This window comes from Pseudomonas sp. Van50 (assembly GCF_055390755.1).
The window spans coordinates 4654587-4681514 of sequence record NZ_AP024343.1; the positions used below are offsets into that span (position 1 = coordinate 4654587).

23 protein-coding genes and 3 pseudogenes are annotated in these 26928 nt (G+C 60.0%); 20 read left to right on the forward strand and 6 right to left on the reverse strand.

Features of this window, described 5'->3' with window-relative positions; translation table 11 throughout:
• Nucleotides 1–480: 480 nt before the first annotated feature.
• The 14 genes and pseudogenes from ACZ5M5_RS19560 to ACZ5M5_RS19625 form a co-directional block, all read left to right on the forward strand.
• Nucleotides 481–1428: pseudogene (locus ACZ5M5_RS19560) on the forward strand (methyl-accepting chemotaxis protein); the annotation flags it as partial.
• A gap of 11 nt (nt 1429–1439) precedes the next feature.
• Nucleotides 1440–1808 carry a response regulator gene (locus tag ACZ5M5_RS19565; RefSeq protein WP_464737845.1) on the forward strand — a complete coding sequence of 123 codons (369 nt, stop codon included), beginning with the start codon at nt 1440–1442 and terminating at the stop codon, nt 1806–1808.
• 15 nt (nt 1809–1823) lie between these two features.
• Nucleotides 1824–2108, forward strand: a complete 285-nt coding sequence (locus ACZ5M5_RS19570) for an STAS domain-containing protein (protein WP_060741653.1) — start codon at nt 1824–1826, stop codon at nt 2106–2108.
• A 28-nt stretch (nt 2109–2136) separates the two neighbouring features.
• The gene (locus ACZ5M5_RS19575; protein ID WP_103310609.1) at nt 2137–4239 is read left to right on the forward strand and encodes a chemotaxis protein CheA; all 2103 of its coding nucleotides are present in this window, start codon (nt 2137–2139) and stop codon (nt 4237–4239) included.
• Nucleotides 4240–4272: 33 nt separating this feature from the next.
• Complete coding sequence (locus tag ACZ5M5_RS19580) at nt 4273–5931, forward strand: methyl-accepting chemotaxis protein (protein ID WP_103310599.1); 1659 nt, start codon at nt 4273–4275, stop codon at nt 5929–5931.
• Nucleotides 5932–5970: 39 nt separating this feature from the next.
• Nucleotides 5971–6507 carry a chemotaxis protein CheW gene (locus ACZ5M5_RS19585; protein ID WP_060741651.1) on the forward strand — a complete coding sequence of 179 codons (537 nt, stop codon included), beginning with the start codon at nt 5971–5973 and terminating at the stop codon, nt 6505–6507.
• On the forward strand, nt 6504–7340 hold the full coding sequence (locus tag ACZ5M5_RS19590) for a CheR family methyltransferase (protein ID WP_464737846.1): 837 nt from the start codon (nt 6504–6506) through the stop codon (nt 7338–7340). The genes ACZ5M5_RS19585 and ACZ5M5_RS19590 overlap by 4 nt, the downstream gene beginning before the upstream one ends.
• Entirely contained in the window at nt 7337–7834 is a 498-nt protein-coding gene (gene cheD / locus ACZ5M5_RS19595) for a chemoreceptor glutamine deamidase CheD (RefSeq protein WP_464737847.1), read from the forward strand. Before ACZ5M5_RS19590 ends, cheD begins: the two co-directional genes overlap by 4 nt.
• 2 nt (nt 7835–7836) lie before the next feature.
• Nucleotides 7837–8910: a protein-glutamate methylesterase/protein-glutamine glutaminase gene (locus ACZ5M5_RS19600; RefSeq protein WP_060741648.1), complete on the forward strand. Its 1074-nt coding sequence runs from the start codon at nt 7837–7839 to the stop codon at nt 8908–8910.
• 865 nt (nt 8911–9775) lie between these two features.
• A complete protein-coding gene (locus ACZ5M5_RS19605; RefSeq protein ID WP_464737848.1) occupies nt 9776–11524 on the forward strand; it encodes an ABC transporter permease in 1749 nt (582 codons plus the stop codon).
• Between the two features lie 10 nt (nt 11525–11534).
• Nucleotides 11535–12839 (forward strand): ABC transporter ATP-binding protein, encoded by a 1305-nt coding sequence (locus ACZ5M5_RS19610; protein ID WP_060741647.1) that lies wholly within the window; start codon nt 11535–11537, stop codon nt 12837–12839.
• A gap of 58 nt (nt 12840–12897) precedes the next feature.
• A complete protein-coding gene (locus ACZ5M5_RS19615; RefSeq protein ID WP_103308640.1) occupies nt 12898–13956 on the forward strand; it encodes a sensor histidine kinase in 1059 nt (352 codons plus the stop codon).
• A complete protein-coding gene (locus ACZ5M5_RS19620) occupies nt 13943–14581 on the forward strand; it encodes a response regulator transcription factor (protein WP_060741645.1) in 639 nt (212 codons plus the stop codon). Before ACZ5M5_RS19615 ends, ACZ5M5_RS19620 begins: the two co-directional genes overlap by 14 nt.
• Before the next feature lie 75 nt (nt 14582–14656).
• Nucleotides 14657–15199 (forward strand): hypothetical protein, encoded by a 543-nt coding sequence (locus tag ACZ5M5_RS19625; protein WP_060741644.1) that lies wholly within the window; start codon nt 14657–14659, stop codon nt 15197–15199.
• Between the two features lie 164 nt (nt 15200–15363).
• Here ACZ5M5_RS19625 and ACZ5M5_RS19630 read toward each other — a convergent pair whose 3' ends face one another.
• Nucleotides 15364–16287 (reverse strand): DMT family transporter, encoded by a 924-nt coding sequence (locus ACZ5M5_RS19630; RefSeq protein WP_464737849.1) that lies wholly within the window; start codon nt 16285–16287, stop codon nt 15364–15366.
• 110 nt (nt 16288–16397) lie between these two features.
• Here ACZ5M5_RS19630 and ACZ5M5_RS19635 point away from each other — a divergent pair, with 110 nt between their 5' ends.
• The 3 genes and pseudogenes from ACZ5M5_RS19635 to ACZ5M5_RS19645 all read left to right on the forward strand — a co-directional run bounded on the left by ACZ5M5_RS19635 (nt 16398) and on the right by ACZ5M5_RS19645 (nt 19197).
• On the forward strand, nt 16398–17264 hold the full coding sequence (locus tag ACZ5M5_RS19635) for a LysR family transcriptional regulator (RefSeq protein WP_158454741.1): 867 nt from the start codon (nt 16398–16400) through the stop codon (nt 17262–17264).
• 779 nt (nt 17265–18043) lie between these two features.
• A pseudogene (locus tag ACZ5M5_RS19640) lies at nt 18044–18289 on the forward strand (helix-turn-helix domain-containing transcriptional regulator); the annotation flags it as partial.
• Nucleotides 18290–18696: 407 nt separating this feature from the next.
• Nucleotides 18697–19197 carry an HIT family protein gene (locus ACZ5M5_RS19645; RefSeq protein WP_464737850.1) on the forward strand — a complete coding sequence of 167 codons (501 nt, stop codon included), beginning with the start codon at nt 18697–18699 and terminating at the stop codon, nt 19195–19197.
• Between the two features lie 135 nt (nt 19198–19332).
• On the opposite strand, the gene ACZ5M5_RS19650 is transcribed toward ACZ5M5_RS19645, so the two are convergent.
• Together ACZ5M5_RS19650 and ACZ5M5_RS19655 are read right to left on the reverse strand one after the other, a co-directional pair.
• Nucleotides 19333–20565: an NADH:flavin oxidoreductase/NADH oxidase family protein gene (locus ACZ5M5_RS19650; RefSeq protein ID WP_464737851.1), complete on the reverse strand. Its 1233-nt coding sequence runs from the start codon at nt 20563–20565 to the stop codon at nt 19333–19335.
• A 54-nt stretch (nt 20566–20619) separates the two neighbouring features.
• Nucleotides 20620–21119, reverse strand: a pseudogene (locus tag ACZ5M5_RS19655) (MerR family transcriptional regulator).
• A 149-nt stretch (nt 21120–21268) separates the two neighbouring features.
• Here ACZ5M5_RS19655 and ACZ5M5_RS19660 point away from each other — a divergent pair.
• The gene (locus ACZ5M5_RS19660) at nt 21269–21649 is read left to right on the forward strand and encodes a c-type cytochrome (RefSeq protein ID WP_060741638.1); all 381 of its coding nucleotides are present in this window, start codon (nt 21269–21271) and stop codon (nt 21647–21649) included.
• Between the two features lie 92 nt (nt 21650–21741).
• On the opposite strand, the gene ACZ5M5_RS19665 is transcribed toward ACZ5M5_RS19660, so the two are convergent.
• Nucleotides 21742–22374 (reverse strand): pyridoxamine 5'-phosphate oxidase family protein, encoded by a 633-nt coding sequence (locus ACZ5M5_RS19665; protein WP_464737852.1) that lies wholly within the window; start codon nt 22372–22374, stop codon nt 21742–21744.
• Nucleotides 22375–22465: 91 nt separating this feature from the next.
• Nucleotides 22466–23425, reverse strand: a complete 960-nt coding sequence (locus ACZ5M5_RS19670; RefSeq protein ID WP_464737853.1) for a hypothetical protein — start codon at nt 23423–23425, stop codon at nt 22466–22468.
• Nucleotides 23426–23765: 340 nt separating this feature from the next.
• Here ACZ5M5_RS19670 and ACZ5M5_RS19675 point away from each other — a divergent pair, with 340 nt between their 5' ends.
• On the forward strand, nt 23766–24038 hold the full coding sequence (locus tag ACZ5M5_RS19675; RefSeq protein ID WP_192261009.1) for a hypothetical protein: 273 nt from the start codon (nt 23766–23768) through the stop codon (nt 24036–24038).
• Between the two features lie 502 nt (nt 24039–24540).
• On the forward strand, nt 24541–25191 hold the full coding sequence (locus tag ACZ5M5_RS19680) for a hypothetical protein (protein WP_464737854.1): 651 nt from the start codon (nt 24541–24543) through the stop codon (nt 25189–25191).
• Nucleotides 25192–26204: 1013 nt separating this feature from the next.
• On the opposite strand, the gene ACZ5M5_RS19685 is transcribed toward ACZ5M5_RS19680, so the two are convergent.
• A complete protein-coding gene (locus ACZ5M5_RS19685; RefSeq protein ID WP_103308657.1) occupies nt 26205–26765 on the reverse strand; it encodes a hypothetical protein in 561 nt (186 codons plus the stop codon).
• Nucleotides 26766–26928: the final 163 nt, after the last annotated feature.

Sequence of the window (26928 nt, forward strand, 5' to 3'; positions counted from 1 at the left end):
CCCCACGCCCCAGCGGGGGCGAGCGCCCTCGCCAGGAGATTTCCACAGGTCAGGCGATCTCGACAATCTCCCAATCTCGTCTATTCTTAGATATCACTGTGCCATTACTTTTATCGAAATCGGACGACTGGTCCTCAAGACCGTACCGGCCTTGCAGATAACCAGTTATTCGCAAATAACCTGTTAGCAACACTGTTCAAGGACCGAACCATGACGTCGTATTCTCACGGTCATTCCCTTTCCCAATCACAACCACGCATTCTCTGGAGCACCGTGCTGGTGGCCATCGCCGCGAGCATTGGCGTGCTGGCGCTCAATGGCACGAGTGGGCAAAACATCGGTTTGAGTGTGGCGATCGTGGTCTTGGGCGTCGGTGCTGGCGTATGGGGTGCGCGTTCGCAACGCCAGCAGTTCGACAGCGCCCTCGCCGCCGCCATGGCCCGCCACGACCTGCAAGGCAGCGAGCACCTGGCCCATAGAACCAACGCACAACTCAACGACGTCATCCTCGGTGCCATGCCGATCTGGGCCAAGCAGGTCGAAAGCTCCCGGCAGCAGACCGAGACCGCGATCGTCTCACTGACCAGCCGCTTCACTGGCATTTCGTCACGCCTGGAAGACACCGTGCAAGCCTCGCAATTGGCCGCCGGTGAACTGGCCGGCAGCAGCGGTGGCGGCGCCGTGCAGGTGCTGGCCCAAAGCGAAGGTGAACTGGTCAAGGTCATCGACTCCCTGAAGGCCACCCAGGCCAGCCGCGACGAAACCCTGGCCCAGGTGCGCAACCTGACGGCCTATACCGGCGAGCTGCGGACCATGGCCGCCGACGTCGCGGCGATTGCCGCACAGACCAACCTGCTGGCCCTCAACGCCGCCATCGAAGCCGCCCGTGCCGGCGAGGCCGGGCGTGGGTTTGCGGTGGTGGCCGACGCCGTGCGCAGCCTCTCGAGCAAGTCCAGCGAGACCGGCCAGCAGATGTCGGCCAAGGTCGACATCATCAACACCGCCATCACCCAACTGGTGCATGCCGCCTCCAGCGGCGCGGACCAGGACAGCCATTCGGTCAGTGCCTCCGAGCAAAGCATCCAGCAGGTGCTGGAGCGCTTCAAGAGTGTCACCGGCCGACTGGCCGACTCGGCCGACATGCTGCAACGGGAAAGCTTCGGCATCCGCGATGAACTCACCGAGGTGCTGGTCAGCCTGCAATTCCAGGATCGGGTCAGCCAGATCCTCAGCCACGTGCGCGACAACATAGAGGACCTGCATGTGCATCTGCAGCAGGCCAGTCAGTCGCCCGACCAGGCCGTCTCCATCGATGCCCGCCAATGGCTGGCGCGCATGGAAACCACTTATGCCACCGACGAGCAGCGCCGCAATCACCACGGCGACTCGAGCGCGCAACAGACTTCACAGGAAATAACCTTCTTTTAGGAGAGCCGCTCATGGCTAAAAGTGTATTGGTTGTCGACGACTCCGCGAGCGTTCGGCAGGTGGTCGGCATCGCGTTGAAAAGTGCCGGCTATGACGTGATCGAAGCCAGCGACGGCAAGGACGCGCTGGGCAAGCTCAACGGCCAGAAAGTGCACCTGATCATCAGTGACGTGAACATGCCCAACATGGACGGCATCACCTTCGTCAAGGAGGTCAAGAAGCTGGTCAGCTACAAGTTCACGCCGATCATCATGCTCACCACCGAATCCCAGGAATCGAAGAAACAGGAAGGCCAGGCCGCCGGGGCCAAGGCCTGGGTGGTCAAGCCGTTCCAGCCAGCGCAGATGCTGGCGGCGGTATCCAAGCTGATCCTTCCTTGATAGCCGGAGGCTCCGATGCCGTTGCACTACGAAGCACAGGATGACACCGCCCAGGTGCACATCGACGGCGAGCTGACGATCTACACCGCGGCCGAGCTGGCCGCGCAGTGGCTGCCGCACCTGGGGGCAACGCCGCGAATGGCCCTCGATCTGTCGCAGATCACCGAGATGGACGGCGCTGGCCTGCAACTGCTGCTGATGGTGCAGCGCGAGGCCTCCCGGGCCGGGACCCAACTGACACTGACCGGCCAAAGCCAGGCCGTCACGGAGACACTTGCCCTGTGCAACCTGGTTGCCTAGGACGCCGGACACGACAAAGGAAATGAGCGTGAGCATCAATCTCGATCAGGCACAACAGACCTTCATCGTCGAGGCACGGGAACAGTTGCAGGCGATGGAAGAGTCGCTGCTGCAACTGGAAACCGACCCCGGCGACGATGACGCCATCGGTGCGATCTTCCGGGCGGCCCACACGATCAAGGGTTCGGCCGGGCTGTTTGGCCTGGAACCCATCGTCAGCTTTACCCACATCGTCGAAGACGTGCTCGACCGCCTGCGCAACGGCAGCGTCGAGGTGGACGCCGGCCTGATTGCGGTGTTGCTCAAGTCCAGCGACCACATGCTGGAACTGATCAACGTGGCCGCCAACCAGGGCGGAGCGCTGCCGCCGCCGGCCCTGCAACGGGAAGTGGAGCTGTGCCAGATCCTGCAGGAATACCAGGCGCCCTCGCCGGCCGCGGCCCCAACGCCTGCGCAGGACACCGAAACCCGCGAGCCCGGCGAAACGCGCCTCTGGCACCTTTCCCTGCGCTTCGGCCAGGACGTGTTCCGCAACGGCATGGACCCGCTGTCGTTCCTGCGCTACCTGCAAACCCTGGGTGAAATCGTCGACCTCACCACCCTGACCGACGCCCTGCCCGCCGCCGATGCCTGGGACGCCGAGTCCTGCTACCTGGGCTTCGACATCGCGTTTCGCTCGGCCGCCAGCCACGGGGCGATCAACGAAGTGTTCGATTTCGTCCGGGAAGACTGCGAGATCGAGATCGTTGCCCAGGATGACGACATCGCGCCCCTGGCCAACACCGGCCTGGTGACCACATCACCGGAACCGGCCGAAGAAACCACCGCGTTGGTCGCCACCGGCGAGTTGCTGTCCGACCAGCGCAAGACGCCGCGCATGCCCGCCCAGATCGCCACCGACAAACAAGCGGTGACCAGCGACAGCAAGGCCAAGGACGGCACCTACGTACGGGTCAACGCCGACAAGCTCGACGAGTTGATCAACCTGGTGGGCGAACTGGTCATCGCCAGCGCCGGCGCCAGCCTGCTGGCCCGCACCTGCCACAACGACCCGTTGCAGGAAGCCACCTCGTCGGTCTCCGGGCTGGTGGAAGAAATCCTCGACGGCGCCCTGCGCCTGCGCATGATCCCCATTGGCGAAACCTTCAACCGCTTCCGTCGGGTGGTGCGTGATGTCAGCCAGGAACTGGGCAAGGACATCGACCTGATCATCAGCGGCGCGGAGACCGAGCTGGACAAGACCGTGGTGGAAAAAATCGGCGACCCGCTCATGCACCTGCTGCGCAACGCCATGGACCACGGCATAGAAACCGCCGAGGCCCGGCTGGCGGCCGGCAAATCGGTCAAGGGGCACTTGCACCTCAACGCGTATCACGACTCCGGCAGCATCGTGCTGGAAATCGCCGACGACGGGGCCGGCCTGAACCGTGACCGGATCCTGGAAAAAGCCCAGGAGCGTGGCCTGGTGCAGCCAGGTGCCAGCCCCACCGACCAGGAAATCTACAACCTGATTTTCGAACCCGGCTTTTCCACCGCCCAGGCCGTGACCAACCTTTCGGGGCGTGGCGTGGGCATGGACGTGGTCAAGCGCAACATCACCCTGCTGCGCGGCACCGTCGACCTGGACAGCCAGCCCGGCAAGGGCACCGTGGTGCGCATCCGCCTGCCGCTGACCCTGGCGATCATCAATGGCTTCCTGGTGGGCATCGGTCAGTCGACCTATGTGATTCCGCTGGACATGGTCCAGGAATGCATCGAGCTGAGCGAAGACGATGGCCTCACCAGCCGCGAGCAAGGCTACCTCGACCTGCGCGGCGAGGTGCTGCCCCTGGTCTACCTGCGCGATCACTTCAGCCACGAAGGCCCGGCCGCGCGCCGGCAGAACGTGGTGGTGGTGCGCTACGCCGAACTCAAGGCCGGGCTGGTAGTGGATGACTTGCTGGGTGAGTTCCAGACCGTGATCAAACCGCTGGGCAAGCTGTTTGGCGCCCTTCGCGGCATCAGCGGCTCGACCATCCTGGGCAGTGGCGCCGTGGCGTTAATTCTCGACGTACCGGCATTGCTCACCCAGATCGCCCAGACAGAAAACCGCTACACCCCGACTCAATTACAACAAGCCAACGCTCGCTGACGCTTTAGCACTTCCATGGAGAGGTACTTCCCGATGAAATGGTTCTACGATCTTAGAATCGCCACCAAACTGATCACTTCATTTCTTGTGGTGCTGGCCCTGACCGCCGTCATGGGGGTGTTCGCGATCATCCAACTGGGTGAGGTGAACAGCACCACCGTCGAGATCCGGGAAAACTGGATGCCATCCATGCGTGCTGCCTCGGGCATGCGTTTCTACGGGGCAAACTACCGCCTCAAGGAAAACCGCCACATTACCGCCGATTCCGAACAAGAACGCCTCACTGTCGAACAAGAAGCGGAAGAAGCCAAAAAGGGGTTTGAAACCCGCATGGCGACCTATGAAAAACTGCTCTCCAGCGCGGAAGATCGCCAGCTGTTCGAAACCACCCGCAATGACTGGGTCGCTTACCTCGCCGTCAGCAAGGACCTGCTTGCGCTGTCTCGGCAAAACCTGACCGAGCAAGCCCATGCACTGCTCAAGGGCGAATCCAAGCGTCAATTCGATCTGGTGGTCAACGACCTGCAAAAAATGGTGGAACTCAATGACGTCGGCGCCGGCGCCGCCAGCGAGCGTGGCGCAGCGCTGTTTGAAAAATCGCGCCTGTCGATCATCGTCGCGCTGGTTGCCGCCCTGCTGATGGGCCTGGGCCTGGCGCTGTTCATCTCGCGCATCATCTCCCGCCCCTTGAAACAGGCCGCGACCGTCGCCGAGCAATTGGCCGAAGGCAACCTGAACGCAAAAATCGAAGGCGGCTCCAAAGACGAAACCGGCATGGTGCTCAACGCCATGCAGAACATGATCGGCAAGCTCTCGCACATCATTGGCGAAGTGCGTAACGCTGCGGACAACTTGGCCAGTGCCTCCGAAGAAGTCAGCGCCACCGCGCAATCGATGAGCCAGGCCACCAGCGAGCAGGCGGCCAGTGTCGAGGAAACCAGTGCGTCCATCGAGCAGATGAGCGCCAGCATCAACCAGAACACCGAGAACGCCAAGGTCACCGATGGCATGGCCAGCAAAGCCGCCAAGGAAGCCACCGACGGCGGCGAATCGGTGCAGCAGACCGTGGTGGCGATGAAGAAAATCGCCCAGCGCATCAGCATCATCGACGACATCGCCTACCAGACCAACCTGCTGGCGCTCAACGCCGCCATCGAGGCAGCGCGCGCCGGTGAACACGGCAAAGGCTTCGCCGTGGTCGCCGCCGAAGTGCGCAAGCTGGCCGAACGCAGCCAGGTGGCCGCCCAGGAAATCGGCGAGCTGTCCTCCAGCAGCGTCGATATGGCGGAAAAGGCTGGGAACCTGCTCAACGAGATGGTCCCCTCGATCAACAAGACCTCGGACCTGGTGCAGGAAATCAGCGCCGCCTCCGAAGAACAGGCCGCCGGTGTGGCGCAGATCAACACCGCCATGACCCAGCTCAACCAGGTGACCCAACAGAACGCCTCCAGCAGCGAAGAGCTGGCCGCCACCGCCGAGGAAATGAGCAGCCAGGCCGAACAGCTGCAACAGGCCATGAGCTTCTTCACCCTGGACACACCGCCCAAGTCTGCTGTGCAAGTTGCCAGGGTCGACAACACCCCAGGCTCCTCCGGCCGCAAACCGGCGCGGGCACCGGCACCGATCATGCCCAAGGCGTTTGCCTACAACATGGCCAGCGCTCCGGACGAATCGGAATTCACCCGGTTCTGATGGCCCGGTTCCACAGGCTTGCTTAAAGGAGAAAAAGCAATGGGCGCCATCGCGACCACACGTCAAACCGCCCTCGCGGTCGAGGAAGAAGCGCAATACCTGACGTTTATGCTCGGCACGGAGATGTTTGCCATCGGCATCCTGTGCATCAAGGAAATCATCGAATACGGCAACCTGACCGTGGTGCCGATGATGCCGACCTTCGTGCGCGGGGTGATCAACCTGCGGGGCGCGGTCGTGCCGGTCGTCGACCTGTCGGCCCGTTTCGGTCGGCCGAATTCGGCGATCAGCCGGCGCTCGTGCGTGGTGATCATCGAGGCGTCCAGCGCCGACGGCCAGGCCCAGGACATTGGCCTGCTGGTGGACACGGTGTCGGCGGTGCTGGAAATCCCGGCCTCGCAGATCGAGCCGCCACCGAGCTTCGGCGCGAAGATCCGAGCCGATTTCATCAGTGGCATGGCCAAGGTCGATGGCAAGTTCGTCATCGTGCTGGAGGTGGACCGCGTGCTGTCCATCGACGAAATGTCCCAACTCGCCGAAGCCAGCCCGAACGCGCTGGAAGTGGATGCCCCGTGAACACCGATACCTGCAAGGAACGCCCGGCAAACGCGCTGGCGCTCAGTGACCGAGAATTCAGCCAGTTCCAGTCCTGGCTGTACCAGGCCGCCGGCATCAGCCTGTCCGAGGCCAAGAAAGCCCTGGTGGCCGGGCGTCTGTTCAAACGCCTCAAGCACTATGGGCTGGACAGCTACGGCGAGTATTTCAAGCTGATCATGAACGGTCAGCGCACCGATGAATTACAAGTGGCGCTGGACCTGCTGACGACCAACGAGACCTACTTTTTCCGCGAGCCCAAGCATTTCGATTTCCTGCGCCAACACGTATTGCCCCACGCAACGCCGGGCAAGACCTTCCGCCTGTGGAGCGCGGCCAGCTCTTCCGGGGAAGAACCCTATAGCCTGGCCATGACCCTGGCCGAAGGGCTGGGCACCACGCCCTGGGAAGTGATCGGTTCGGACATCAGCAGCCAGGTGCTGGCCAAGGCGCGCTCCGGGCATTATCCGATGGAACGCGCCCGCACCCTGCCCCAGCCGCTGCTGGTGAAATATTGCCTCAAGGGCACCGGCAGCCAGCAAGGCACGTTCCTCATCAACCGGGCGTTGCGCAACCGGGTCAACTTCATCCAGGTCAACCTCAACGACACCTTGCCGGAGCTGGGGGAGTTCGATGTGATCTTCCTGCGCAACGTCATGATCTATTTCGACCAACCGACCAAAAGCAAAGTGGTCGCGCGCTTGATCCCCCGGCTCAAGCCCGGCGGGTATTTCATCGTCAGCCACTCGGAGAGTCTCAACGGTGTGTCCGACGCGTTGAAACTGGTGGCGCCCTCGATTTACCGCAAACCATGAGCGCCGCCATCAGAGCAGTGGCCGAGGAGTACCTGGCGCCAGGGGAGTTTCGCTTCGCCACCTGCCCGACCCGCCTGCGCACGATTCTCGGCTCTTGCGTGGCGATCACGCTGTGGCACCCCGAACGCAGGATCGGCGCCATGTGCCACTTCATGCTGCCCAGCCGAGTGCGCTGCTCCAACGCACTGAACGGCCTCTACGCCGACGAAGCCATCGAACTGTTCATCCGTCAGGCCCGGGCGCACCACACCGACCCCGAGGACTACCAACTCAAGCTGTTCGGCGGCGGGGAGATGTTCCCCGAGCTGCAACGTCATGTGCCCTACGGCGATGTGGCGCGACTGAACGTCAACGCCGCGCTGGAAATGGCCGCCCTCTATCGCCTCGACCTGATCGCCCAGGACATGGGCAGCACCGGCCACCGCAGCATCATCTTCGACCTGCGCAGCGGCGATGTGTGGGTCAGGCACCAACCCATAAGGACCCGGCACTGACCATGTCAAAAAAGATCAATGTACTGCTGGTGGATGACTCTGCCGTGGTTCGCCAGGTGTTATTGGCGATTCTCAGCGAGACACCGGACATCCACGTCATGGGCGCGGCGTCCGACCCGATTTTCGCCATGGATAAACTGGCCAAGGAATGGCCCGATGTGATCGTGCTGGACGTGGAAATGCCGCGCATGGACGGCATCACCTTCCTGAAGAAAATCATGAGCGAACGCCCCACCCCGGTGGTGATCTGTTCGTCGCTGACGCCCCGGGGCGCGGAAACGACGTTGCAGGCGATGGCCGCCGGCGCGGTGGAAATCATCACCAAACCCACCACCGGGCTGAAGAATTTTCTGTTGGAGTCGGCGCCCGAATTGGTGTCGGCAATCCGTGCCGCCGCCCAGGTCAACGTGCGCAACCTCGGCAAACGCCCCGCCCCGACGGCGCTGGCGCCAGCGATCAAACTCAACGCCGACGCCATGCTGCCCGCCGCCAACGGCCATGCCATGGCGCAGACCACCGAACGCATCGTCGCCCTGGGCACCTCCACCGGCGGCACCCAGGCCCTGGAAGCAGTGCTCACCGCCCTGCCACGGGTCTGCCCAGGCATCGTCATCGTCCAGCACATGCCGGAAAAATTCACCGCCTCGTTCGCTGCTCGGCTCAACAGCCTGTGCCAGATCGAAGTGCGCGAAGCCCGCAACAACGACCGCATCCACCCGGGCCTGGCGCTCATCGCCCCGGGCGGCAAACACATGATGGTGACCCGCAGCGGCGCGTTCTATCACGTGCAAGTGGTGGACGGCCCGCTGGTCAACCGTCACCGCCCTTCGGTGGATGTATTGTTTCGCTCAGTCGCCAAATTCGCCGGCCGCAACGCCACCGGCATCATCATGACCGGCATGGGCGACGACGGCGCCCGCGGCCTGAAGGAAATGCTCGACGCCGGCGCCAGCACCGTGGCCCAGGACGAAGCCAGTTGCGTGGTCTTCGGCATGCCCAAGGAAGCGATCAAACTCAATGCGGCGCAACGGGTGATGGGGTTGCAGGAAATCGCGCAGGTGATCTTGCATCGGTAACAGCATTAAAAAGGCAATCGAAACCTGTGGGAGCGAGCTTGCTCGCGATGGCGGCGGCCCATTCAACACGGATGCAAGCTGAACCACCGCTATCGCGAGCAAGCTCGCTCCCACAGTGGAGTTGTGGCGAGGTGCAATCATCCGCCTAGAAAAATCGCCATCTTCGCCATGAGTACGCCTGGACCAAAAAATTGCAACAGGAGCCGTCCTGTGGCGAGGGAGCTTGCTCCCGCTGGGCTGCGCAGCAGCCCCAAAATGCTCAAATGCTAGACCGAGGTGCGGGCGTTAGGGCCGCTTCGCGCCCCAGCGGGAGCAAGCTCCCTCGCCACAAAGGCAATCAAAACCACAGTGGAGTTGTGGCGAGGTGCAATCCCTCGTCACAGAAGCTTCAGCCGCTTGTGCCTATACGGGCGAAATCGTCGCCAGCACGCCGATCAGAAGAGTCAGTGCCAAAAACCCACCTAGAAAAATCGCCATCTTTGCCATGAGTACTCCTGGACCAAAAAATTGCAGTACACGGGCAGCTCACTAGGCTAACCGCGTGGTTATTCTGGGGCCGGGCCCGGGTTCATTACAGAGGCACCTGGCGCAGAAAACTACGGATCAGATGCACGCCCTTCTACCCTCCTCGCGCAACGTCAGTGAGCAAAAAAGATAAAGCCCTACTGCATGCTTCTCTCACCGAAGGGAACGGATATACCAACGTATATTTTCATGTCCCAAGTCAGCGTGGTCATCGCCCCGGGCAACACTTAATCTTGCCGGGCACTTAACGCCCCCGTTCAAGTGCGCTTCAACTTCATCACGTCCATTGATCGCAAGTGTGGTCGCAGCCCTGGTTTTCAAAGCGTAATAGAGGTGATCCATGCGCCCTTCATTCCTTGCACCTGCATTGACGCCCTTCAAAAACAGAGAACAACTCCCTGCCCATTCCTGGCGCGCCGACATAGCGTCATTGGGCCTCCTGGTGCTCTTGGCTGCCTTTGTATTCCATGGCCTGGATCAGATGAACCAGCCCCTCGGCGTGCTGGACGCTTCGCCACTGTCCCTGGATCTGGTGCACCTGCCGGAATATGCCTTGCGCACCACGTTGCGCATGTTCATCGCCTTGTTTGTTTCATTGGTTTTTTCCTTGCTCATTGCCACCTTGGCAGCCAAAAGCCGCAAGGCGGCAATGGTGATCCTGCCGGCGTTGGATATTCTCCAATCCGTGCCAGTCCTGGGCTTTCTCACTTTTACCGTTGTGTTCTTCATGGGACTGTTCCCGGGCAAGGAAACTGGCGTGGAATGCGCGGCCATCTTCGCCATCTTCACCAGCCAAGTCTGGAACATGACTTTCAGTTTCTATCAATCGCTGAGAACCGTGCCCAACGATCTCTACGACGTCAGCCGACAGTTCTCGTTTTCGCCATGGCAACGTTTCGTCAGGCTGGAGTTGCCCTTCGCCACACCGGGCCTGGTGTGGAACATGATGATGTCGATGTCCGGCGGCTGGTTTTTCGTCGTCGCGTCCGAAGCCATTACCGTCGGCGACACCACCGTCAGCCTGCCGGGCATCGGCTCGTGGCTGGCACTGGCGATCGAGCAGCAAAATATCGCCGCGATCGCTTGGGCGGTGCTGGCCATGGTTGGGGTGATCATTGCCTATGACTTGCTGTTTTTCCGGCCGATTGTCGCCTGGGCGGACAAATTCCGCTTTGAACAGACCGCCTCCCAGAAACGCCCACGGTCCAGGGTCTATGACCTGCTGCGCTCGACTCGCCTGGTGCCCTTGGTGCTGCTGGCGCTGGGCAGCCTCAAGGCGTCGTTGTTCCTGGAAAAGATCCCCCGGCTGCCGTCCATCCGCTTCAAGACCAGCGCCCGCGTCAGCCGCGCCGCCGACCTGGCCTGGCTCGTCCTGGTTGCCGCGGCCTGCATCGCCGGCATCCTGCACTTGTCGCGCTTCATTGGCAGCACGTTGGGCTGGGATGACGTCGCCAGTACCTTCGGCCTGGGCCTGGCCACCCTGTTGCGAGTCAGCGTGCTCATCGTGCTGGCCAGCGTAGTGTGGGTGCCCATCGGCGTCTGGATCGGCTTGAACCCGCGCTGGGCCGAACGCCTGCAACCCGTCGCGCAATTGCTGGCAGCCTTCCCGGCCAACGTACTGTTTCCCTTTGCCGTGATCGCCATCGTCGCCCTGAAACTCAACCCCGATGTCTGGCTCTCGCCGCTGATGATCCTGGGCACCCAGTGGTACATCCTGTTCAACGTGATTGCCGGTGCCAGCGCGCTGCCGACGGATTTGCGCGAGGCGTCGCGCAGCTTCCACGTGCGCGGCTGGCAATGGTGGCGCCAGGTCGCGCTGCCGGGCGTCTTCCCTTACTACATCACCGGCGCCCTCACTGCAGCGGGTGGCTCATGGAACGCCAGCATCGTCGCCGAGGCGGTGTCCTGGGGCGACCAGCATCTGTATGCGTCCGGCCTGGGGGCCTTTATCGCCCAGGCCACCACGGCCGGGGATCTGCATCGGGTGGCCCTGGGCGTCGTGGTCATGTCGATTTTCGTGGTGGGTTTCAACCGGTTGCTGTGGCGCCCGTTGTACGGTTTCGCCGAACGTCGGCTTCGAATTGATTGAGGGCAATCCCATGCAAGTGATAGACAAACGCTGCCTGGTGGATGTGCAGCAAATCGGCCATGTCTACGGCACGGCCGGCGGTGCCGAGCGCCGGGTCCTGGACAATGTCTGCATGCGCCTGGACGAGGGCGAAATCGTCGGCCTGCTGGGGCGTTCGGGCTCCGGTAAATCGACCTTGCTGCGCTCCATCGCCGGCCTGATTTCGCCCACCACGGGGGTGGTGGATTTTCCGCCCAATGCCCAAGGGCTGGCGAGTTCGGTGCGCATGGTGTTCCAGAGCTTCGCCCTGTTCCCCTGGCTGACGGTGCTGCAAAACGTCGAAGTCGGCCTCGAAGCCTTAGGCGTGGCGGCGCCTGAGCGACGTCGGCGGGCGCTGGGCGCCATCGATATGATCGGCCTCGACGGCTTCGAAAGCGCCTTCCCCAAGGAGCTGTCGGGCGGCATGCGCCAGCGCGTCGGCCTGGCCCGCGCACTGGTGGTCAATCCGGATGTGTTGTTGATGGACGAGCCGTTTTCCGCCCTGGACGTATTGACCGCCGAAACGCTGCGCACCGATCTGCTGGAGTTGTGGCGTGAGGGGCGCATGCCGATCAGGTCGATCCTGATGGTCACCCATAACATCGAAGAAGCCGTGCTGATGTGTGACCGGATACTGATTTTTTCCTCCAACCCGGGGCGGGTCATGAGTGAGATCGCCGTGGACCTCAGCCAGCCGCGCAATCGCGCCGACCCGGCGTTCCAAGCCTTGGTCGAACACATTTACGTGCAGATGGCCGGCGGCGCGAATGTCGGCTCCGCACGCCAGGAGACCTTTGCAGGCAGCGGCGTGGGCATGGTCCTGCCGTCGATTTCCAGCAATGCCCTGGCCGGGCTGATCGAAGCGGTGCAGGATCAGCCGTTTGCCGGCCAAGCGGATTTGCGCGAACTCGCCGACGCATTGCGCTACACCGCCAGTGATCTTTTGCCGGTCGCCGAGGTGTTGCAGCTCCTGCGCCTGGCCGACCTGCAGGACGGCCACATCACCCTCCTGCCGGCCGGGCTGCGCTACGCCGAGTCAGCGGTGGATGAGCGCAAGCACCTGTTTGCCCGGCACCTGCTTAAATATGTGCCGTTGGTAGGGCATGTGCGTCGGGTGCTGGACGACCGCCCCACCCGCACCGCACCGGCCAGGCGTTTCCGAGACCAACTGGAAGATTTCATGTCCGAGCACGATGCCGCTATTACGCTGGACTGTGTCACGCAATGGGGGCGCTACGCCGAGTTGTTCGCCTATGACGAAGTGGCCGATCAGTTCAGCCTGGACAATCCATCCTGAGGTGCTGCGGTATAAACTGCTTGGATCGGTCATTGGAGCAATGCGCGATGGACATTCAATGAGAAGGACCCAGCTGACCCTGCGCCTGCTGCTCCTGCTGGGGTTGGCGCTCGGCATCGCGGCGATCGATACGGTCACCGACCTGGAAATCGCCGTCGGGGTCTTCCAGATCGTGGTGGTGCTGATCGCGGTGAGAATCCTGCCGGCACGTGCCGTGGCAGGGGTCGCGATCCTCTGCATGGTCCTGACGATCCTGAGCTATCGGCTGACGCGTTTTGGCGACACGGAGGCCGGGCTGATCAACGTGCTGATCAGCCTCGCGGCCATCGCCGGCACCACGTACCTGGCGCTGCGGCTCTCGGCCGCCGTGCGCACGGTGCACCAGACCCGTGCCCACCTGGCACACATCGCCCGCATCAACATGCTCGGCGAACTCGCCGCCTCGATCGCCCACGAAGTCAACCAGCCGCTGGCTGCCGTGGCCGCCAGCGGCGGTGCCTGCCTGCGCTGGATGGCGACCGAGCCGCCCAACCTGCCCAAGGCCCGCCAGGCAGTGGAGCGGATCATCGCCGACACCCACCGGGCCAGCGACATCATCGCTCGGTTGCGCGGCATGGCCCGGCATCAAGCACCGACGAAGCAGTGGCTGAACGTGGCCGACACGGTCCATGCCGCGTTGCGCCTGATGACGGGCGAGCTGAACGAGCAGAACATCACTGTGCAGGTGCAGGTCCAGGACGGACTGCCGCCGATGCTGGCGGACGAAGTGCAGATCCAGCAAGTGATCCTGAACCTGGCGATGAACGCGCTCGACGCCATGCGTCAGGTTGACGTCGACCAGCGGATTCTGCAGTTTCAGGTGACGCTCGAGTCGCCTGGGCAGCTGCTCTTTTCAGTGTCCGACCAAGGCAATGGCTTGCCGGCCAGCGACCGCGAACGGGTGTTCGACGCCTTCTACAGCACCAAGCAGGACGGCATGGGGATGGGGTTGGCCATCAGCCGCTCGATCATCGAGGCCCATGACGGACGACTCTGGGCCACCAGCCATTCGCCCTCAGGTTCGACCTTTCACTTCACCCTGCCCGCCGTCACAAGGGAATCCGATGAGCCAGACTGACATGCATGACCAGGCCGACTCGAGGGTCTTCATCGTCGACGACGACCCTTCGGTGCGGGCTTCACTGCAAGACCTGCTGGCCTCCGTGGGCCTGGCGAGCATGGCCTTCGGCTCGGCCCGTGAATTCATGGACGCCGAACGGCCGGACGTCCCGGCGTGCCTGATCCTCGACGTGCGCATGCCGGGCCTGAGCGGGCTGGATTTCCAGCAGGAAATGGCGCGTTTGAATATCCAGGTCCCGGTGGTGTTCATCACCGCCCATGGCGACATTCCCATGTCCGTCAAAGCCATGAAGGCCGGGGCGCTGGAGTTCCTGACCAAGCCGTTCCGCGAACAGGACCTGCTCGATGCAATCACCCTGGGCCTGAACCGCGACCAGGAACGGCGCAAGGCCGCGGCGAGTGTCGACGCGCTGAAACGTCGGCATGACGCGTTGACTGACGGCGAGCGCGAAGTGATGGACCTGGTCGTGTCAGGGCTGTTGAACAAGCAGGTGGCCGCCCGACTGGGCTTGAGCGAGGTAACCGTGAAAGTGCGCCGCGGGTCGTTGATGCGCAAGATGAATGCGGACTCGTTGGCAACGCTGGTGAAGATGTCGGAAAAACTCAAGGAAGCAGATCGCTAGCGGCCCATGATCACGGCTATCATTGCCGTTCGCCCTGTTGACGGGCGATGTCGCTGCCCCCTCAAGGACTCAGGTATGAACCTTCTGCCGTCACGCTCCACCCTCTTCGTCTCCAGCCTTTTGCTCAGCTCGCTGTGCTTCGCCGAAGGCGAGCCAACCGACGGCAGCCTCATCAAGGACTCGACCAAGGCAGCCGTTTCAAGCTTCATTACCGCCGGCAAGAACCTGTTGGGCGGCGTCAGCGAAGGCGTGCTCGATGGCCGCGAATCGGCCCAGGGCGCCGATGGCGCCGCGATCATTTCTTCCAATGAGCAACTGAAAGACCGCGTCACCATCGAAGTCCTGAAGCTGGAACCCGTCGACGACACCTTCAGCATCACTCTCGGCTTCAAGAACAGCACCGACACCCAACTGCGCCTGATCAACCTCGGCCAGACGGGCGCCCTGCTCGCCATCGACCAGGCCGGTTACGCCAACAAACTCGCAGGGTTTGAAAACCCGGATGAAGTCACCATTCCGCCGAAGACGGCCGTGCGGCAGAAGTTTGTGTTTGAAGGGTTGAACGAGAAAATCAACACCGTGCGCGTGTGGGGCCAGGATTATCAGGTTAAAAAATAAGGTGGCGGTGCGTTGATTGTCCCTGGTGGCATTCCCACGCACGGGAGCGATCGAAAGTTGTTGGCTCGAAACACAACCGTGGCGAGGGAGCTTGCTCCCGCTGGGCTGCGCAGCAGCCCTAAACAGGACAGCATCGAACATCATTGCCCACATCCACTACAGAATCAGCCGGCTTTCGCCACACTCGCCGGCCCGACATTCAACGCAAGCACACTCGCCAACACGATAACCGCCCCAACCATCACCATCGCCGCTGGGCGTTCGGCCAGAACTAGACCGGCCATCAACATCGCCGTGGGCGGTATCAGGTAAAGCGCCGTGGAAGCGCGGCTCACGTTGCTGTGGGCCAGCACGTAAGCCCAAGCAAGGTACGCCAGCGCGCTGGGAAAAATACCGAGAACCAACACCGCCAGGTTCACCGAAGCCGAAGCCTGTCGCGCCGCGCTCAACATGCCCGGCGCGAAAATGAACAACAGGAGCGTGCCCGACCAGACGGTGTAGCAGACCAGGGTCAAGCCGTCGTAGCGATGGGTATGGTGCTTCTGCAAAGCGAAATACACACTCCAGGACAGCGCCGCCAGGAGGATCAATAGCCCACGGGCGTCCATATCACCCAAGCCTCGATCCCCCGTGACGACCACGGCAGCGCCAAGCAAGCCGCACAGTACACAACCCCATTGCCAAGCACCGACTCTGTCCTTGAAGACAAAATGCGCCAGCAACGTGCTGAACAACGGCGTGGACTGGGCCAGGACGCTGGCCGCCCCTGCACTGACGCCCCGCTGACCGTAATTGAGGGCGATGTGGTGCAGACTCACGGCAAAGAAACCCAATACCGCCAGCAACGGCAAATCCCCGAGACGTGGCCGGGAAATACCCTTCGCTATCGCGACGACGGCCATGAACACCGAAGCGATGAGAAACCGCATCAACGCCAGCTGACCCGGTTCATAGGCCTGCAGGCCGATGCGAATACCAATCGGCGAATAAGCCCAGCAAAGAATCACGAACAGCGTCGCCAGAATCACTTTCACGCGGGGTCTGCCGGGATTCTTCAAGCCGTCAAACGGCACACAACGGGTTTCCATCCAGAGTTCCTGCGCACTGAGCGTCTGATCTATTTACGCCGCAGTATCAAAACCACCCTCCCTCAATACAAGTGACTTAAACTCAGCCAACCATTCACTTTGGGTGAGCCATGGAACTGTCCCAACTGCGCATGCTCAAGACCGTCTGCGACACCGGCAGCATCGCCCGTGCCGCCGAAGTGCTGCACTGCGTGCCGTCCAACATCACGGCACGGCTCAAATCCCTGGAGCGGGAGTTGGGTACACCGTTGTTTTTTCGTGAAGGTCGCGGCTTGCGGGTCAGTCCGGCGGGCGAGGTGTTCCTGGGGTACGCGACAAAAATCCTCGGCCTGACGGAAGAAGCCCGCCGCGCGGTCAACCCCAGCCACACGCCAAGCGGACCGCTGCGCATAGGCGCCATCGAATCCAGCGCCACCGGGCGCCTGCCCCAGTTATTGGCCAAATACCACGCGCAGTATCCTCAGGTGTCGCTGGAGCTGAGCACGGGGACTTGGGCGCAGTTGCTGGACGATACCCAGCACCACCGGCTCGACGGTGTGATCGTGGCGGTAGACGTGGAACGGCCCGGACTCAAGCGCGCGGTGATGTACCGCGAAGACCTGATGCTCATCGCCTCCGAATCCCACGGCCCGTTGCGCAACGCCGCCGACCTGCAAGGCAAGGCCATCTTCATGTGGCCCCCGGGATGTCCGTACCGCTTCGCCCTGGAGCAGTGGTTGCTGCGCCATGACCAAGTGCAACCGATCATCAGCATCGCCAGCTATGGCGCCATCGTCGGCTGCGTCAGCGCCGGTGCCGGCGTCTCGCTGGTGCCTCGCGGGATCTACGAGCAATACCGCCAGGGGGCTGGCTGGACAGGGTATGAATTCCCTGAGCTGACGGGCATCGATAACCTGTTCTACTGGCATGAAAACGCTGGCCGGCATCCTGCCAGGGAAGCGTTTTTGACGATGTTGAAGACGGAGTTCGAAGGGTAGTTGCAACACCCTCCCCATAAAAGCCATCGGACTGCGCTGAGCGGCATCCCGCTGCCCCTTCTTGTGGCGAGGGGATTTATCCCCGCTGGGGCGCGAAGCGGCCCTAAAGCTGACAACTCAGTCCACCGACCAACATAAAACCCCGTGGCGAGGGAGCTTGCTCCCGCTGGACTGCAAAGCAGTCCCGAAACCCGCCAACACGGTGTATCCAGTCAACTCCCAGCGCTTGTTAGAAGGCCGCTTCGCGGCCAGCGGGAGCAAGCTCCCTCGCCACAGGTCCTCATCGATCTAGCCTGTCAGCGCACAAACTGAAAAATGTTACACAGCTAAAGAATTGTCCTAACCGCACTACGAGACCTGCTGAAACCGGCGTGATCCGACTGTTCCTACAAAACCTGAGACCGTCGGTTCGTTTCCACATGGAAGTCTCACGACTCCTACGAAGCTCTCGGAATCCCTCACCTTGTCCGCCTTGGTTGCTCAAATCTAAAGTCATTCCCGTCGCCCCCAAAAGCGACCGGGTTTGGCGACCTTCGTATCGGATCAGCCCCCTAAACCAGCTGGAGCAATCCCATGCAAAGATACCTCCCATCACCGGCATCGACTCCCCCCGCTTCCCTGCACCTACTGCCAGCCGGAGCGACACCATCGGCTCCATGTTCGATGAAAAGAACCATGATCTGCAGCCAATCTTCCATCCATCAGGAGTAGCCATATGGCTACAAGTGAGACTATGAGCGATAAGAAAATGTACGAGATCCACCAGACGCCCGATTTTGAGTGCCGGAGTTAATCGTGAAAGCCTTTATAAGGTGCTGAAATCTGGAGCAAAAACGCGGTTTGAAACTATCAGGAAATTGATGATCGCGATGGGTGTGGAACTCACGGTACAACCGATTGCAACATTAACGGTGGCTTCCAAAGCTGCGACTCCAAAAGCTGGAAAACCATCGGTCGCTGCATCAAAACCTACAGCTAAATCCGCGGCGAGAAAATCAGCTGCGGTCAAGCCTGCCGCATCGTAAAGACCTCCAAGCCTGTCTAGTGCTGGCAGTACAAATAACAAAAGGAGGATCGATAAGGGAGCGGAACTACTTTCAAGCAAATAAATCAGCCCTCCTTTTATCCTGGTGGCGAGGGGATTTATCCCCGTTGGGGCGCGAAGCGACCCTAAAGCTGACAACTCGGTCCACCGACCAACACAACCCCCGTGGCGAGGGAGCTTGCTCCCGCTGGACTGCGAAGCAGTCCCGAAACCTGCCAACACGGTGTATCCAGTCAACTCCCAGCGCTTGTTAGAAGGCCGCTTCGCGGCCAGCGGGAGCAAGCTCCCTCGCCACAGGTCCTCATCAGCCTTGCCTGTCAGCGCACGGCTGAAAATGTTACATAGTTGACGCAATGGTCCTGACCGCACGACGACAGGGAGTCTGCCTTGGAATTACCACCACAGTTCATCCTCCACGAAACCCGCCATTGGACAGTCAATCATCACTTGGCGTCCGCCCTGCCCGGTTATCTCATGCTCGGCGCCAAGGCTCACGTGAACTCATTGGCCCAATTGCCCGCGTCGGCACTGACCGAACTAGGTGGCCTGATGGCACGCATTCAGAGCGTTCTTGAAATACAGCTCAAGCCTAAATGGCTGTACATCAGCCGATTCGGCCACGATCCCCGCTACCCCTTCCACTTCCATTTCATTCCGGTGTACGACTGGGTTGAAGAGTCGTTTTGGCAGGATGCGCGGTACAGGCTGCTGGAGACTTTCGGGCTTAAGGAAAACGCCCAGGCATTGACCGACGGCGCAGAGCTGACGTTGTTCATTTGGCGTGAATTTGGTGAGAATCCGACGCCGCCGCCCCTTCAGGGGCCGTCGATTGAGCAAGTGATCGAAAGATTGCGCCAGTCATTCGAATCATCCGGACCAGACGCCTAGTGTCTTGATCGCCTCAAGAGAGGCATCTGCGAAGCCGGGATGGTTCGACTGCTCCTGACGAATCCACCCGCTACGCACCTATGAAGACTTCGCGCGCGAGGCCGTGGCCGGGGCTTGAGCAGCCACGGCGTCGCGTCACGCTGAACGTTTTTCTATCCAGCGCCGGTACTGGCGAGTGCGGCATGCCATGCCAAGCTGCTGCAAGATCAGCGCGCGTAACGGCGATACATCAGGATCGGTCTTTCCCTGTCGACTGAGCTTGCGCAGCTGGAACTTTACGACAGCCATGTTGGCCAAGGACGCGACGGCTTTGTTCTTCCAAGTGATCGGCGGCAACTGAGGGGCATTGTCCTTGCCTTGGAGCCAATCGCGAGGCAAGTGCGGATCGATGGCCAAGGCCGTTCCGATGCCCACCATGTCCACCCCACTCTGGACGACACTTTCGGCCACCGGACGTCGACGTATGCCACCGGTGACCATGATGGGCATCTTGGCGACAGCCTGGATATCACGGGCAAACTCAACGAAATAGGCCTCGCGCGCCAGGGTGCGACCATCGCGGGCCTCACCCTGCATGGCGGGTGCTTCGTAGCTGCCGCCGGATAATTCCACCAGGTCCACGCCCAGGTTATTGAGCCGTTCGACCACCTCCCTGGCGTCATCGGCCGTGAATCCTCCCCGTTGGAAATCGGCAGAATTCAGTTTGACCGCCACTGCAAAGTCCACAGAAACCACTGCCCTCACCGCCTTGACGATCTCAAGCAACAGACGCGCCCGATTCTCCAGGGAACCGCCCCACTGGTCCGTCCTGCGATTGCTCAGCGGCGAAAGAAACTGGCTCAACAGATAGCCATGGGCGGCATGGATTTCCACGCCGTTGAAACCGGCCTGTTCACCCAGGTGCGCGGTGCGCGCAAAGCGCTGGATAACCTCTTCGATCACCTCTTGAGTCATCGCGTGCGGCGTGGCGAAGTGCTTGGACAATGTGCCCAATTCCAGCGGTATGGCTGACGGTGCCCAGGCCTTCTGCCCAAGGTTTGCCTGCATCTGACGACCGGGGTGATTGATCTGCAGCCAGAATTGAGCACCTGCGGATCGACCAATACGCGCCCAGCGCTTGAACTTGTCCAATTGCTGGTCATCCTGCAGCACCACGCCGCCCGGACCGGTCATGGCACGGCCATCGACCATCACGTTGCCCGTGATGATCAGGCCGGCCCCACCGTCGGCCCAGGCCTGGTAGAGACGCATCAGTTCTTCGGAGGGTGCCTGCTCGGCATCCGCCATGTTTTCCTCCATGGCGGCCTTGGCGATTCGGTTCTTGAGAGTGGAACCATTGGGAAGCATCAGGGCATCGAACACATTCATGGGGCGGTCCTCATTTGACGTAGGGCCACCTTAAGCTTGAAGTGAACTTTAAGGTCAACCCCCTTTTTTCAGCTCCCGCAACGAGGCCTGGTGATTTCTGGGGTTGTGTTCTGGGGCCTGGCGAGCCGCTTTTTTCTTGGCAGGCGCCACACTCTCTTCGCGCAATCGGTGCAACAACAGCTGCGTGTTGTCCGCACACCCCAAGCCTTCGGGCTTACCCTCGATACCATCAATGACCAACAAAAGCTGAGCTTTATTCTGGGCCAGTCGTTGCTGGAGGATTTCGATCTCCGCAACTTTGCGCCTGAGCCCACTGAGCAACTCTTCATGCTGCCAGCCGCTGGCATCGACCGGCAGCAATTGTCGGATTTCTTCCAATGAAAACCCCGCTGCCTGTGCGCCGGTGATGATCTCCAGGATCCACTCCGTCTCGGGGCGTAGTCCCGATAACCATTGGCCTTGCGTTCGACAGACTTGATCAGGCCGCTCGCTTCGTAAAAACGGATGCGCGAAGGCGCCAACCCACTGATTCTCGCCAGTTCGCCTATCCTCATGCCCCACCCCAAATCATCGCGTTTGTTAACCTTAGATCTAACGTGGTTTAACGGCCAAGCTGTCCTATCCCGCAGTCACGCCCAATTACATGCACAGCTGTACGCGTTCGGTGCTACCACCGATAAACGCTCGGCCATGAATAGGTCACATGAACATCAAAACATCATTCGTCGCTCTACTTGGAATCCTGTCATGCATGCAAGCGTCAGCGTCCTTCGCGGACAACGCCAATGGGAAAACGCTCTATCTACAAAGATGTGCGGTGTGCCATGGCGCGGATATCAAGGGAACAGGACCATTGGCCAGGAAAAGCAACCCTCCAACCCCCGACCTTACGACACCCGCCTTCAAGAAACGACTGACCGATTACCCGGGTGTGATTGTCTCTTCAATCATACTTCGCCCCAATGGAAACCTGATTCCAAGGACCTTGAAAGAGAATGGCGTGAAGATCCCGCCGCACCCTTGGAGCGTCAACGACCTGCGCGATCTGCATCAATACATGAGTGAGGTCATTTCAAACAAATGATCTTACGGGGAACTGCCATCTCGGCTTATCGATAACAACAGGCAATACCCAGGGCTTCTCGGGCCTGGGTATTGAAGTGTTTTATAAAACCGTCAGTAAAGCGTATTGGCAACACGCTCCGGCAGTGCCTTGTCATAAGCGTCGCCATCGACCTGTGATGGGCAGATGCGTTTGAACACCTCGCCTGCCGTGGGCAATGCACTGTGCTCGATCTGCCGCTTCACGTCCCACAACCCCGCCCTGACCACTGCCCTGCTGCACTGGAAATAAACACTGGTTACGGTGACTTCCAGAACGGTTCGAGGGAGTTGTCCTTTTACTGCGAAGCGGGACAACAGGGCTGGCTCGACGGATATCCTGGCCGTGCCATTCACGCGCAAGGTTTCCCCCACGCCGGGCACGAGGAAAAGCAGCGCGACCCGGGGATCCTCGACGATATTTCGCAGCGAATCGATACGGTTGTTGCCACGGCGATCGGGCAGATACAGCGTCTTGCTGTCATGGACATGAACGAACCCCGGCGCGTCACCCCTCGGAGACGCATCCAGCCCTCCGGGGCCTGAGGAAGCGAGGATCACAAAGGATGCCGCCTCGATGAAGGGCTGGTAAACCGGATGGATATGGTCGACTTCCTTGAGCATCGAGGGTGTCGCGACGGGGCCGTAGAGGCTTTCCAGCGCCTGGGTGGTGGTGATGTAGGCGCTGCTGTCGTTGTCGCGTTCCATGCTCATCTCCTCTGTAGCTGTTTAAAAATCGCATTCAGTTGCGCCGCGCCCTCTCAACCTTCCAACCCAACGACGACCGAATCGACCGTTTTCAGGTCTTGGAGCTCATGCGCCCCTGGATCGCCACGCGCAGGCAACCCCAGGCAATAAAGCCGACGATCACGCCCTCGGCGACACCCACCAACAAGTTGAAGGAAAAGCTCAGCGGCTGCTCGGCCCAATAGAACGTCGTCGAGCCCGTTCGAAAGCCACTGACGCGCAGCCGTCCGGTAAAAATGGCCGGCACCAAGCTCATGACGTTAGTCAGTTCCAGCACCGCAAAGAAGGCGCCCAATAGCGTGAGCAAGGCACGTGCAGGCACGCCCAGTTTCTCGGTCGGCTCAGGCGCAGGAGCGTCACCCTGTTCCCGGCGCTGACGGGCTGCCCTTACTGCCTTGCCGCTGCTAGGGGCCGGAGTTGGCCTATAGGGCACCGTCACAACCGGCGCCGCCCCCTCGACGACCTCAGTGGGCAACGCCACGCCCAGGTAATCGGCCAGCTCCCGCAGCCACACGTCCGTGCGTTGACTGCCCGGCACCACCGGAACGTTGTCGGTCGTCAGGCGCTGCGCGGTGCCATCGCGCAGTATCAGCCACAGCTGGGTGCGAGCTCGCCCAGCCTGCGGGAGGCGGCGCAGTTCGAGGGATTTGGCAGCCTCGATCCGGAAGGCCGATTGCACACGCTCGCGGCGCCCGAAAAGGTTACGAGTCAGGCGCTTGCCTTCGCCGTCGACCCGCGACAACACCAACGTTTCGTGGACGCCGGTGTACACCACCAGCAGCAGACCAAGGGCAGGAATCAGCAGCCACAGCAACATCATCAATAGAGCGGACAGTGGATCCACCTCCGCCATCAACGAGGCCCCATCAACCATCAAAAACACGGCGAACGCCATCGGCAAGATAAAGGCCACCGCCCCTATCACCCATACGACCAAGCTCTGCACCACGTTGCTCGAATGGATGTACAGGTCACCCTGCGCGGTGCGCTCGAACCGATGTCCTATCAACATGCATGTCTCCTGTTGCGTTGCTTTGCAGACTGTTCGAGAGGCCGGGATGACGATTGGAACGCCTCGGGCCGGGATGGTGTTCCAGAGGCGCAGGATACCGGATGTCGCGGCCTCGGGGTTGGGGTGGGGTTTTCTTCGGTGTGAGTAACTGCTCCTACAGAAATGGATAAAGTCGATTCGTTTCCTCGGAGAGTTCTCATCATTCCTACGAAGGCCTCGGAATCTCTCACCTTGTTCGTCTTGGGTGCGCAAATCTATAGTTCTTTCCGTCGCCAACCATGGTGATCAGGTTTGGCGACCTGCGTATCGGATAAGCCCTCTAACCAAATGGAGCAATCCCATGCAGAGATACATCCCCATCACCGGCATCGACTGCACCCCGGCCGCCCTACTCATCGATACCCAGGCGCCGCTTGACGTCCTGCACGCAACTGCCGATTACCGCATCCGCACGGTGACCCAAGTATTGGAAAACATCGCGTTTCGCTCCGAGATTGCCAGCGATACGGTGGTGCTTTCGGATTTCGCGCAGCTTTTGGTGATTCCGTTGCGGGATGGGTGTGATCTGCTGGAGGTGATTGGTCGGCGGCTTCAGGCACAGGTTGAACATTAAGGGATTACGGGCGCTTAAGGCGCCCGTTTTGATGCTGGCATTTACAGGTTGTGGCTGATGGGTAGTAATTGTGCAGGCATTCGGCAAAGGCTGCTTTCGGCCAAGACCAGACGTTTGGGAAGCGAGATTATGACGAACAGCAATAAGCCGGAATACTGCACGATTTGCAGACGCGTACTCGACGACCCAGCAGATCCGCTATCAGGCAATTGCGGCGGAGATTGCTGGGGATGCATAGGCGCTATCGAGGCGGAAATGGGATGCGCAGAGTCACTCGCCTACGTACGCAAAGAATACGAGGCAGGACTTCGGCCTGGCTGGATTGATCCATTCACGCCCTGATTTGGAAGCTGCGTTATGACCGCTTCGGGTCGTTTACCGCCTTTCGCGACAGGCAGTAATCGGCCAGAAGCGGGCATTGGGTCGCACATGGCGATATATTCCGGGCATAGCAATCCACCTTCATTCACGATACTCGCTAAAGACAATGGTCAGGAAAGACATGAGCTTCACCGACGAATTAGTGGCCGCCTTCCCGGCAAGCAATCCGGTACCTCCAGTATTACGACAGACCATGGAATTCCTGGAAGCACTAGGCTGCGTCCGGCACTATAGGACCGGGGGCCGCTACATGACTTTGCATCCCGAACCTGAATACAACAACAGCGCTATCACCGCCTTTCACGTTCCTGACTCCGCCGATACTGCTCGATGGACGGCCTGCGAAGATCCCAGAGTAAACGAGCGGCTATCAATATTCCTCAGGACTGGTGGCGATGGATCGTGGGCAGGGTTGTGGCTGGACAACCACGATCAGCAGCGAATCGTCCATCTTGGCTCGGGCTCGGGATCAGACATGCTCTGCGTCTTGACCAATAGTACGCAAGACCTGATTCGCTTACTGGCCATCGGTTACAACGAGCACTGCTGGCCAGAGGAGTTTACGAGAACACCGGCCGAACTGCGGGAGCAGCAATACGCAGATGATGACTACCCAGCGCCACCTAGGGCATTGCGGGCGTACGTGGAATGCACGCTTGGCCTCAGCGTCCCGGCGCGCGCATCAGATCTCATCTCAAGCACAACAAGCATGGACGCGCATGAATCCAGTGATCCTTTCTGGAACTGGCTCAAACAGGTAAGAAATGATTGAAAGGTCCCGTCACGATCTCGACCACCAGAAGGTCAGAGAATCGCAGATTTTTCATCAAGCCTTGGATTAATTGGCCGCTCGCAACGGGCGTAGACCAGCAAAAAATCGACGTTAGACACGTAATCGCGAGCTGCCTAATCCAAGCTTCGAAGCCACGACAGGGGAAAGATATGGCAGGAGGGAACATCATCTGTGGCACCTTCCAAAGTGCTGACAAATCCGGCTCAGCCTTGGAGGCTGTGTTAGAGGCACTCCCGTTGCAGGCGCACGAACTGGTCGAAAATGTTAAACAGCAACTCGATACAGCAGAATTTGTCCTCATAGAGGTTGAACAAGCGAAAAGCTTGCTTCCATTCTTACAGGTCTACCAGGCTCAATTGATCGCTGAGATCGGGCACGATGATTGGGCTCGCGCAACGCAGGAGGAAGAGTCTTCGCTTGAACCTGTCGCGGCAAAGTGGGGATCAGGTAAGGGATGGAGGCTTTACTGTGTGCGAGATCTCGTAGGGGCCTGTGAAAATTCGTTGGTAGAGATGGAACCAGTCTGTATCACGTTTAGTTAACTGCTTCCAGCTCGTGTTCACACAACCTGGGTCGATAGCAGCCCTTTGCCAAAGGCAGCCATCGACCAACAGCCCCCCCTGGGCTCCTTCCGCGTTGCGGGTTCAACAAAGGCGAAACCGCTTCGCGAAGACACCCAGGGTAAAGCATGGCCCTTCGGCCGATGCTTACAGACCGACCGCTATCGGCCCAGAGTGTGTAAAAACGCTTCGCCAAGATTGAAGTGCGCGCGTCTACGTTAAATCTGAAATTTATCGGCACGTGAGCAGATGTGGATTTCGCGTAGAAGCGCGATTTTAAGTCCGGTTTTGAGTACCTGTCGCGCTCAAAAATGTTTTTACACAGCCTCGGCCAGAAGCAGACGGTCACCTAAGATAAGTTTCCACCTCAAACGGCCCCCATGCTTGACATGGGGCCTCCGTAGCGGCGGGCGAAGCATGTGAACGTACCTGTTAGGACGTTGTACATTGACCTCTTTGAAGGAAATCTTTTAGCGCGGCCTTATAGAGCGTTAATGGTTGATTTTCCGCATTGAACAGGGCGAAGGGAATCATCGTGAGATGTGAGAAGGACGTGGAACTTATTGAATAAGTTCTTTGCCTGCAAAAGCTGTGGTCTTTATTCAGTATGAAATCAAACTTGAAAAGGTTTGGCCTTGAACACCAACTAGGAATTAAACCAAGACTCAAGCCCGTTAAATATTCTTGTGCGCAAGCGCCGCCAGATGAAAATTCCGAGATTTTTATTTCTAAGGTAGGAAGGGGCAAAGCTGTAAGGTTTGAGCTAGTATTTTGCGCGCCTGGAATAAATTTTAGTGTCGCTGCGTATGCGTCCCTGGCAAAGCGACTATCTTTCCATGGAGAGTTTATTTCGTAACTGAAGCTGAAGATATTTTCTTTTTCTTCGGGTTCAACGTGTTCGTTGATTGTCGGCTGGGACGAATAGGATGTGCAGCCAGAACATAATATCGCAATACTGATGAAAACAAGTCCATTTGCTATTAAGCGGTGCATACTCAGCTTCCCCAACTATTAATTAGCCGACATATCTGCCGTTTGATAACTGTATTGAATGCAACATCGCGTCTCATCCACACGCATGATTTTTGAATCAGAATAACAGAGGAGACTGGGCGCGGGACATCTGAAGGAAGAAAGATGACAACGTTTCACGCAC

Excerpts from the sequence above, each read along its gene's own strand:
- ACZ5M5_RS19565 (WP_464737845.1), top strand. The coding sequence starts at position 1,440 with ATGGCTAAAAGTGTATTGGTTGTCGACGACTCCGCGAGCGTTCGGCAG.
- ACZ5M5_RS19570 (WP_060741653.1), top strand. The coding sequence starts at position 1,824 with ATGCCGTTGCACTACGAAGCACAGGATGACACCGCCCAGGTGCACATC.
- ACZ5M5_RS19580 (WP_103310599.1), top strand. The coding sequence starts at position 4,273 with ATGAAATGGTTCTACGATCTTAGAATCGCCACCAAACTGATCACTTCA.
- ACZ5M5_RS19585 (WP_060741651.1), top strand. The coding sequence starts at position 5,971 with ATGGGCGCCATCGCGACCACACGTCAAACCGCCCTCGCGGTCGAGGAA.
- cheD (WP_464737847.1), top strand. The coding sequence starts at position 7,337 with ATGAGCGCCGCCATCAGAGCAGTGGCCGAGGAGTACCTGGCGCCAGGG.
- ACZ5M5_RS19600 (WP_060741648.1), top strand. The coding sequence starts at position 7,837 with ATGTCAAAAAAGATCAATGTACTGCTGGTGGATGACTCTGCCGTGGTT.
- ACZ5M5_RS19605 (WP_464737848.1), top strand. The coding sequence starts at position 9,776 with ATGCGCCCTTCATTCCTTGCACCTGCATTGACGCCCTTCAAAAACAGA.
- ACZ5M5_RS19610 (WP_060741647.1), top strand. The coding sequence starts at position 11,535 with ATGCAAGTGATAGACAAACGCTGCCTGGTGGATGTGCAGCAAATCGGC.
- ACZ5M5_RS19615 (WP_103308640.1), top strand. The coding sequence starts at position 12,898 with ATGAGAAGGACCCAGCTGACCCTGCGCCTGCTGCTCCTGCTGGGGTTG.
- ACZ5M5_RS19620 (WP_060741645.1), top strand. The coding sequence starts at position 13,943 with ATGAGCCAGACTGACATGCATGACCAGGCCGACTCGAGGGTCTTCATC.
- ACZ5M5_RS19625 (WP_060741644.1), top strand. The coding sequence starts at position 14,657 with ATGAACCTTCTGCCGTCACGCTCCACCCTCTTCGTCTCCAGCCTTTTG.
- ACZ5M5_RS19630 (WP_464737849.1), bottom strand. The coding sequence starts at position 16,287 with ATGGAAACCCGTTGTGTGCCGTTTGACGGCTTGAAGAATCCCGGCAGA.
- ACZ5M5_RS19635 (WP_158454741.1), top strand. The coding sequence starts at position 16,398 with ATGGAACTGTCCCAACTGCGCATGCTCAAGACCGTCTGCGACACCGGC.
- ACZ5M5_RS19650 (WP_464737851.1), bottom strand. The coding sequence starts at position 20,565 with ATGAATGTGTTCGATGCCCTGATGCTTCCCAATGGTTCCACTCTCAAG.
- ACZ5M5_RS19660 (WP_060741638.1), top strand. The coding sequence starts at position 21,269 with ATGAACATCAAAACATCATTCGTCGCTCTACTTGGAATCCTGTCATGC.
- ACZ5M5_RS19665 (WP_464737852.1), bottom strand. The coding sequence starts at position 22,374 with ATGGAACGCGACAACGACAGCAGCGCCTACATCACCACCACCCAGGCG.
- ACZ5M5_RS19670 (WP_464737853.1), bottom strand. The coding sequence starts at position 23,425 with ATGTTGATAGGACATCGGTTCGAGCGCACCGCGCAGGGTGACCTGTAC.
- ACZ5M5_RS19675 (WP_192261009.1), top strand. The coding sequence starts at position 23,766 with ATGCAGAGATACATCCCCATCACCGGCATCGACTGCACCCCGGCCGCC.
- ACZ5M5_RS19680 (WP_464737854.1), top strand. The coding sequence starts at position 24,541 with ATGAGCTTCACCGACGAATTAGTGGCCGCCTTCCCGGCAAGCAATCCG.
- ACZ5M5_RS19685 (WP_103308657.1), bottom strand. The coding sequence starts at position 26,765 with ATGCACCGCTTAATAGCAAATGGACTTGTTTTCATCAGTATTGCGATA.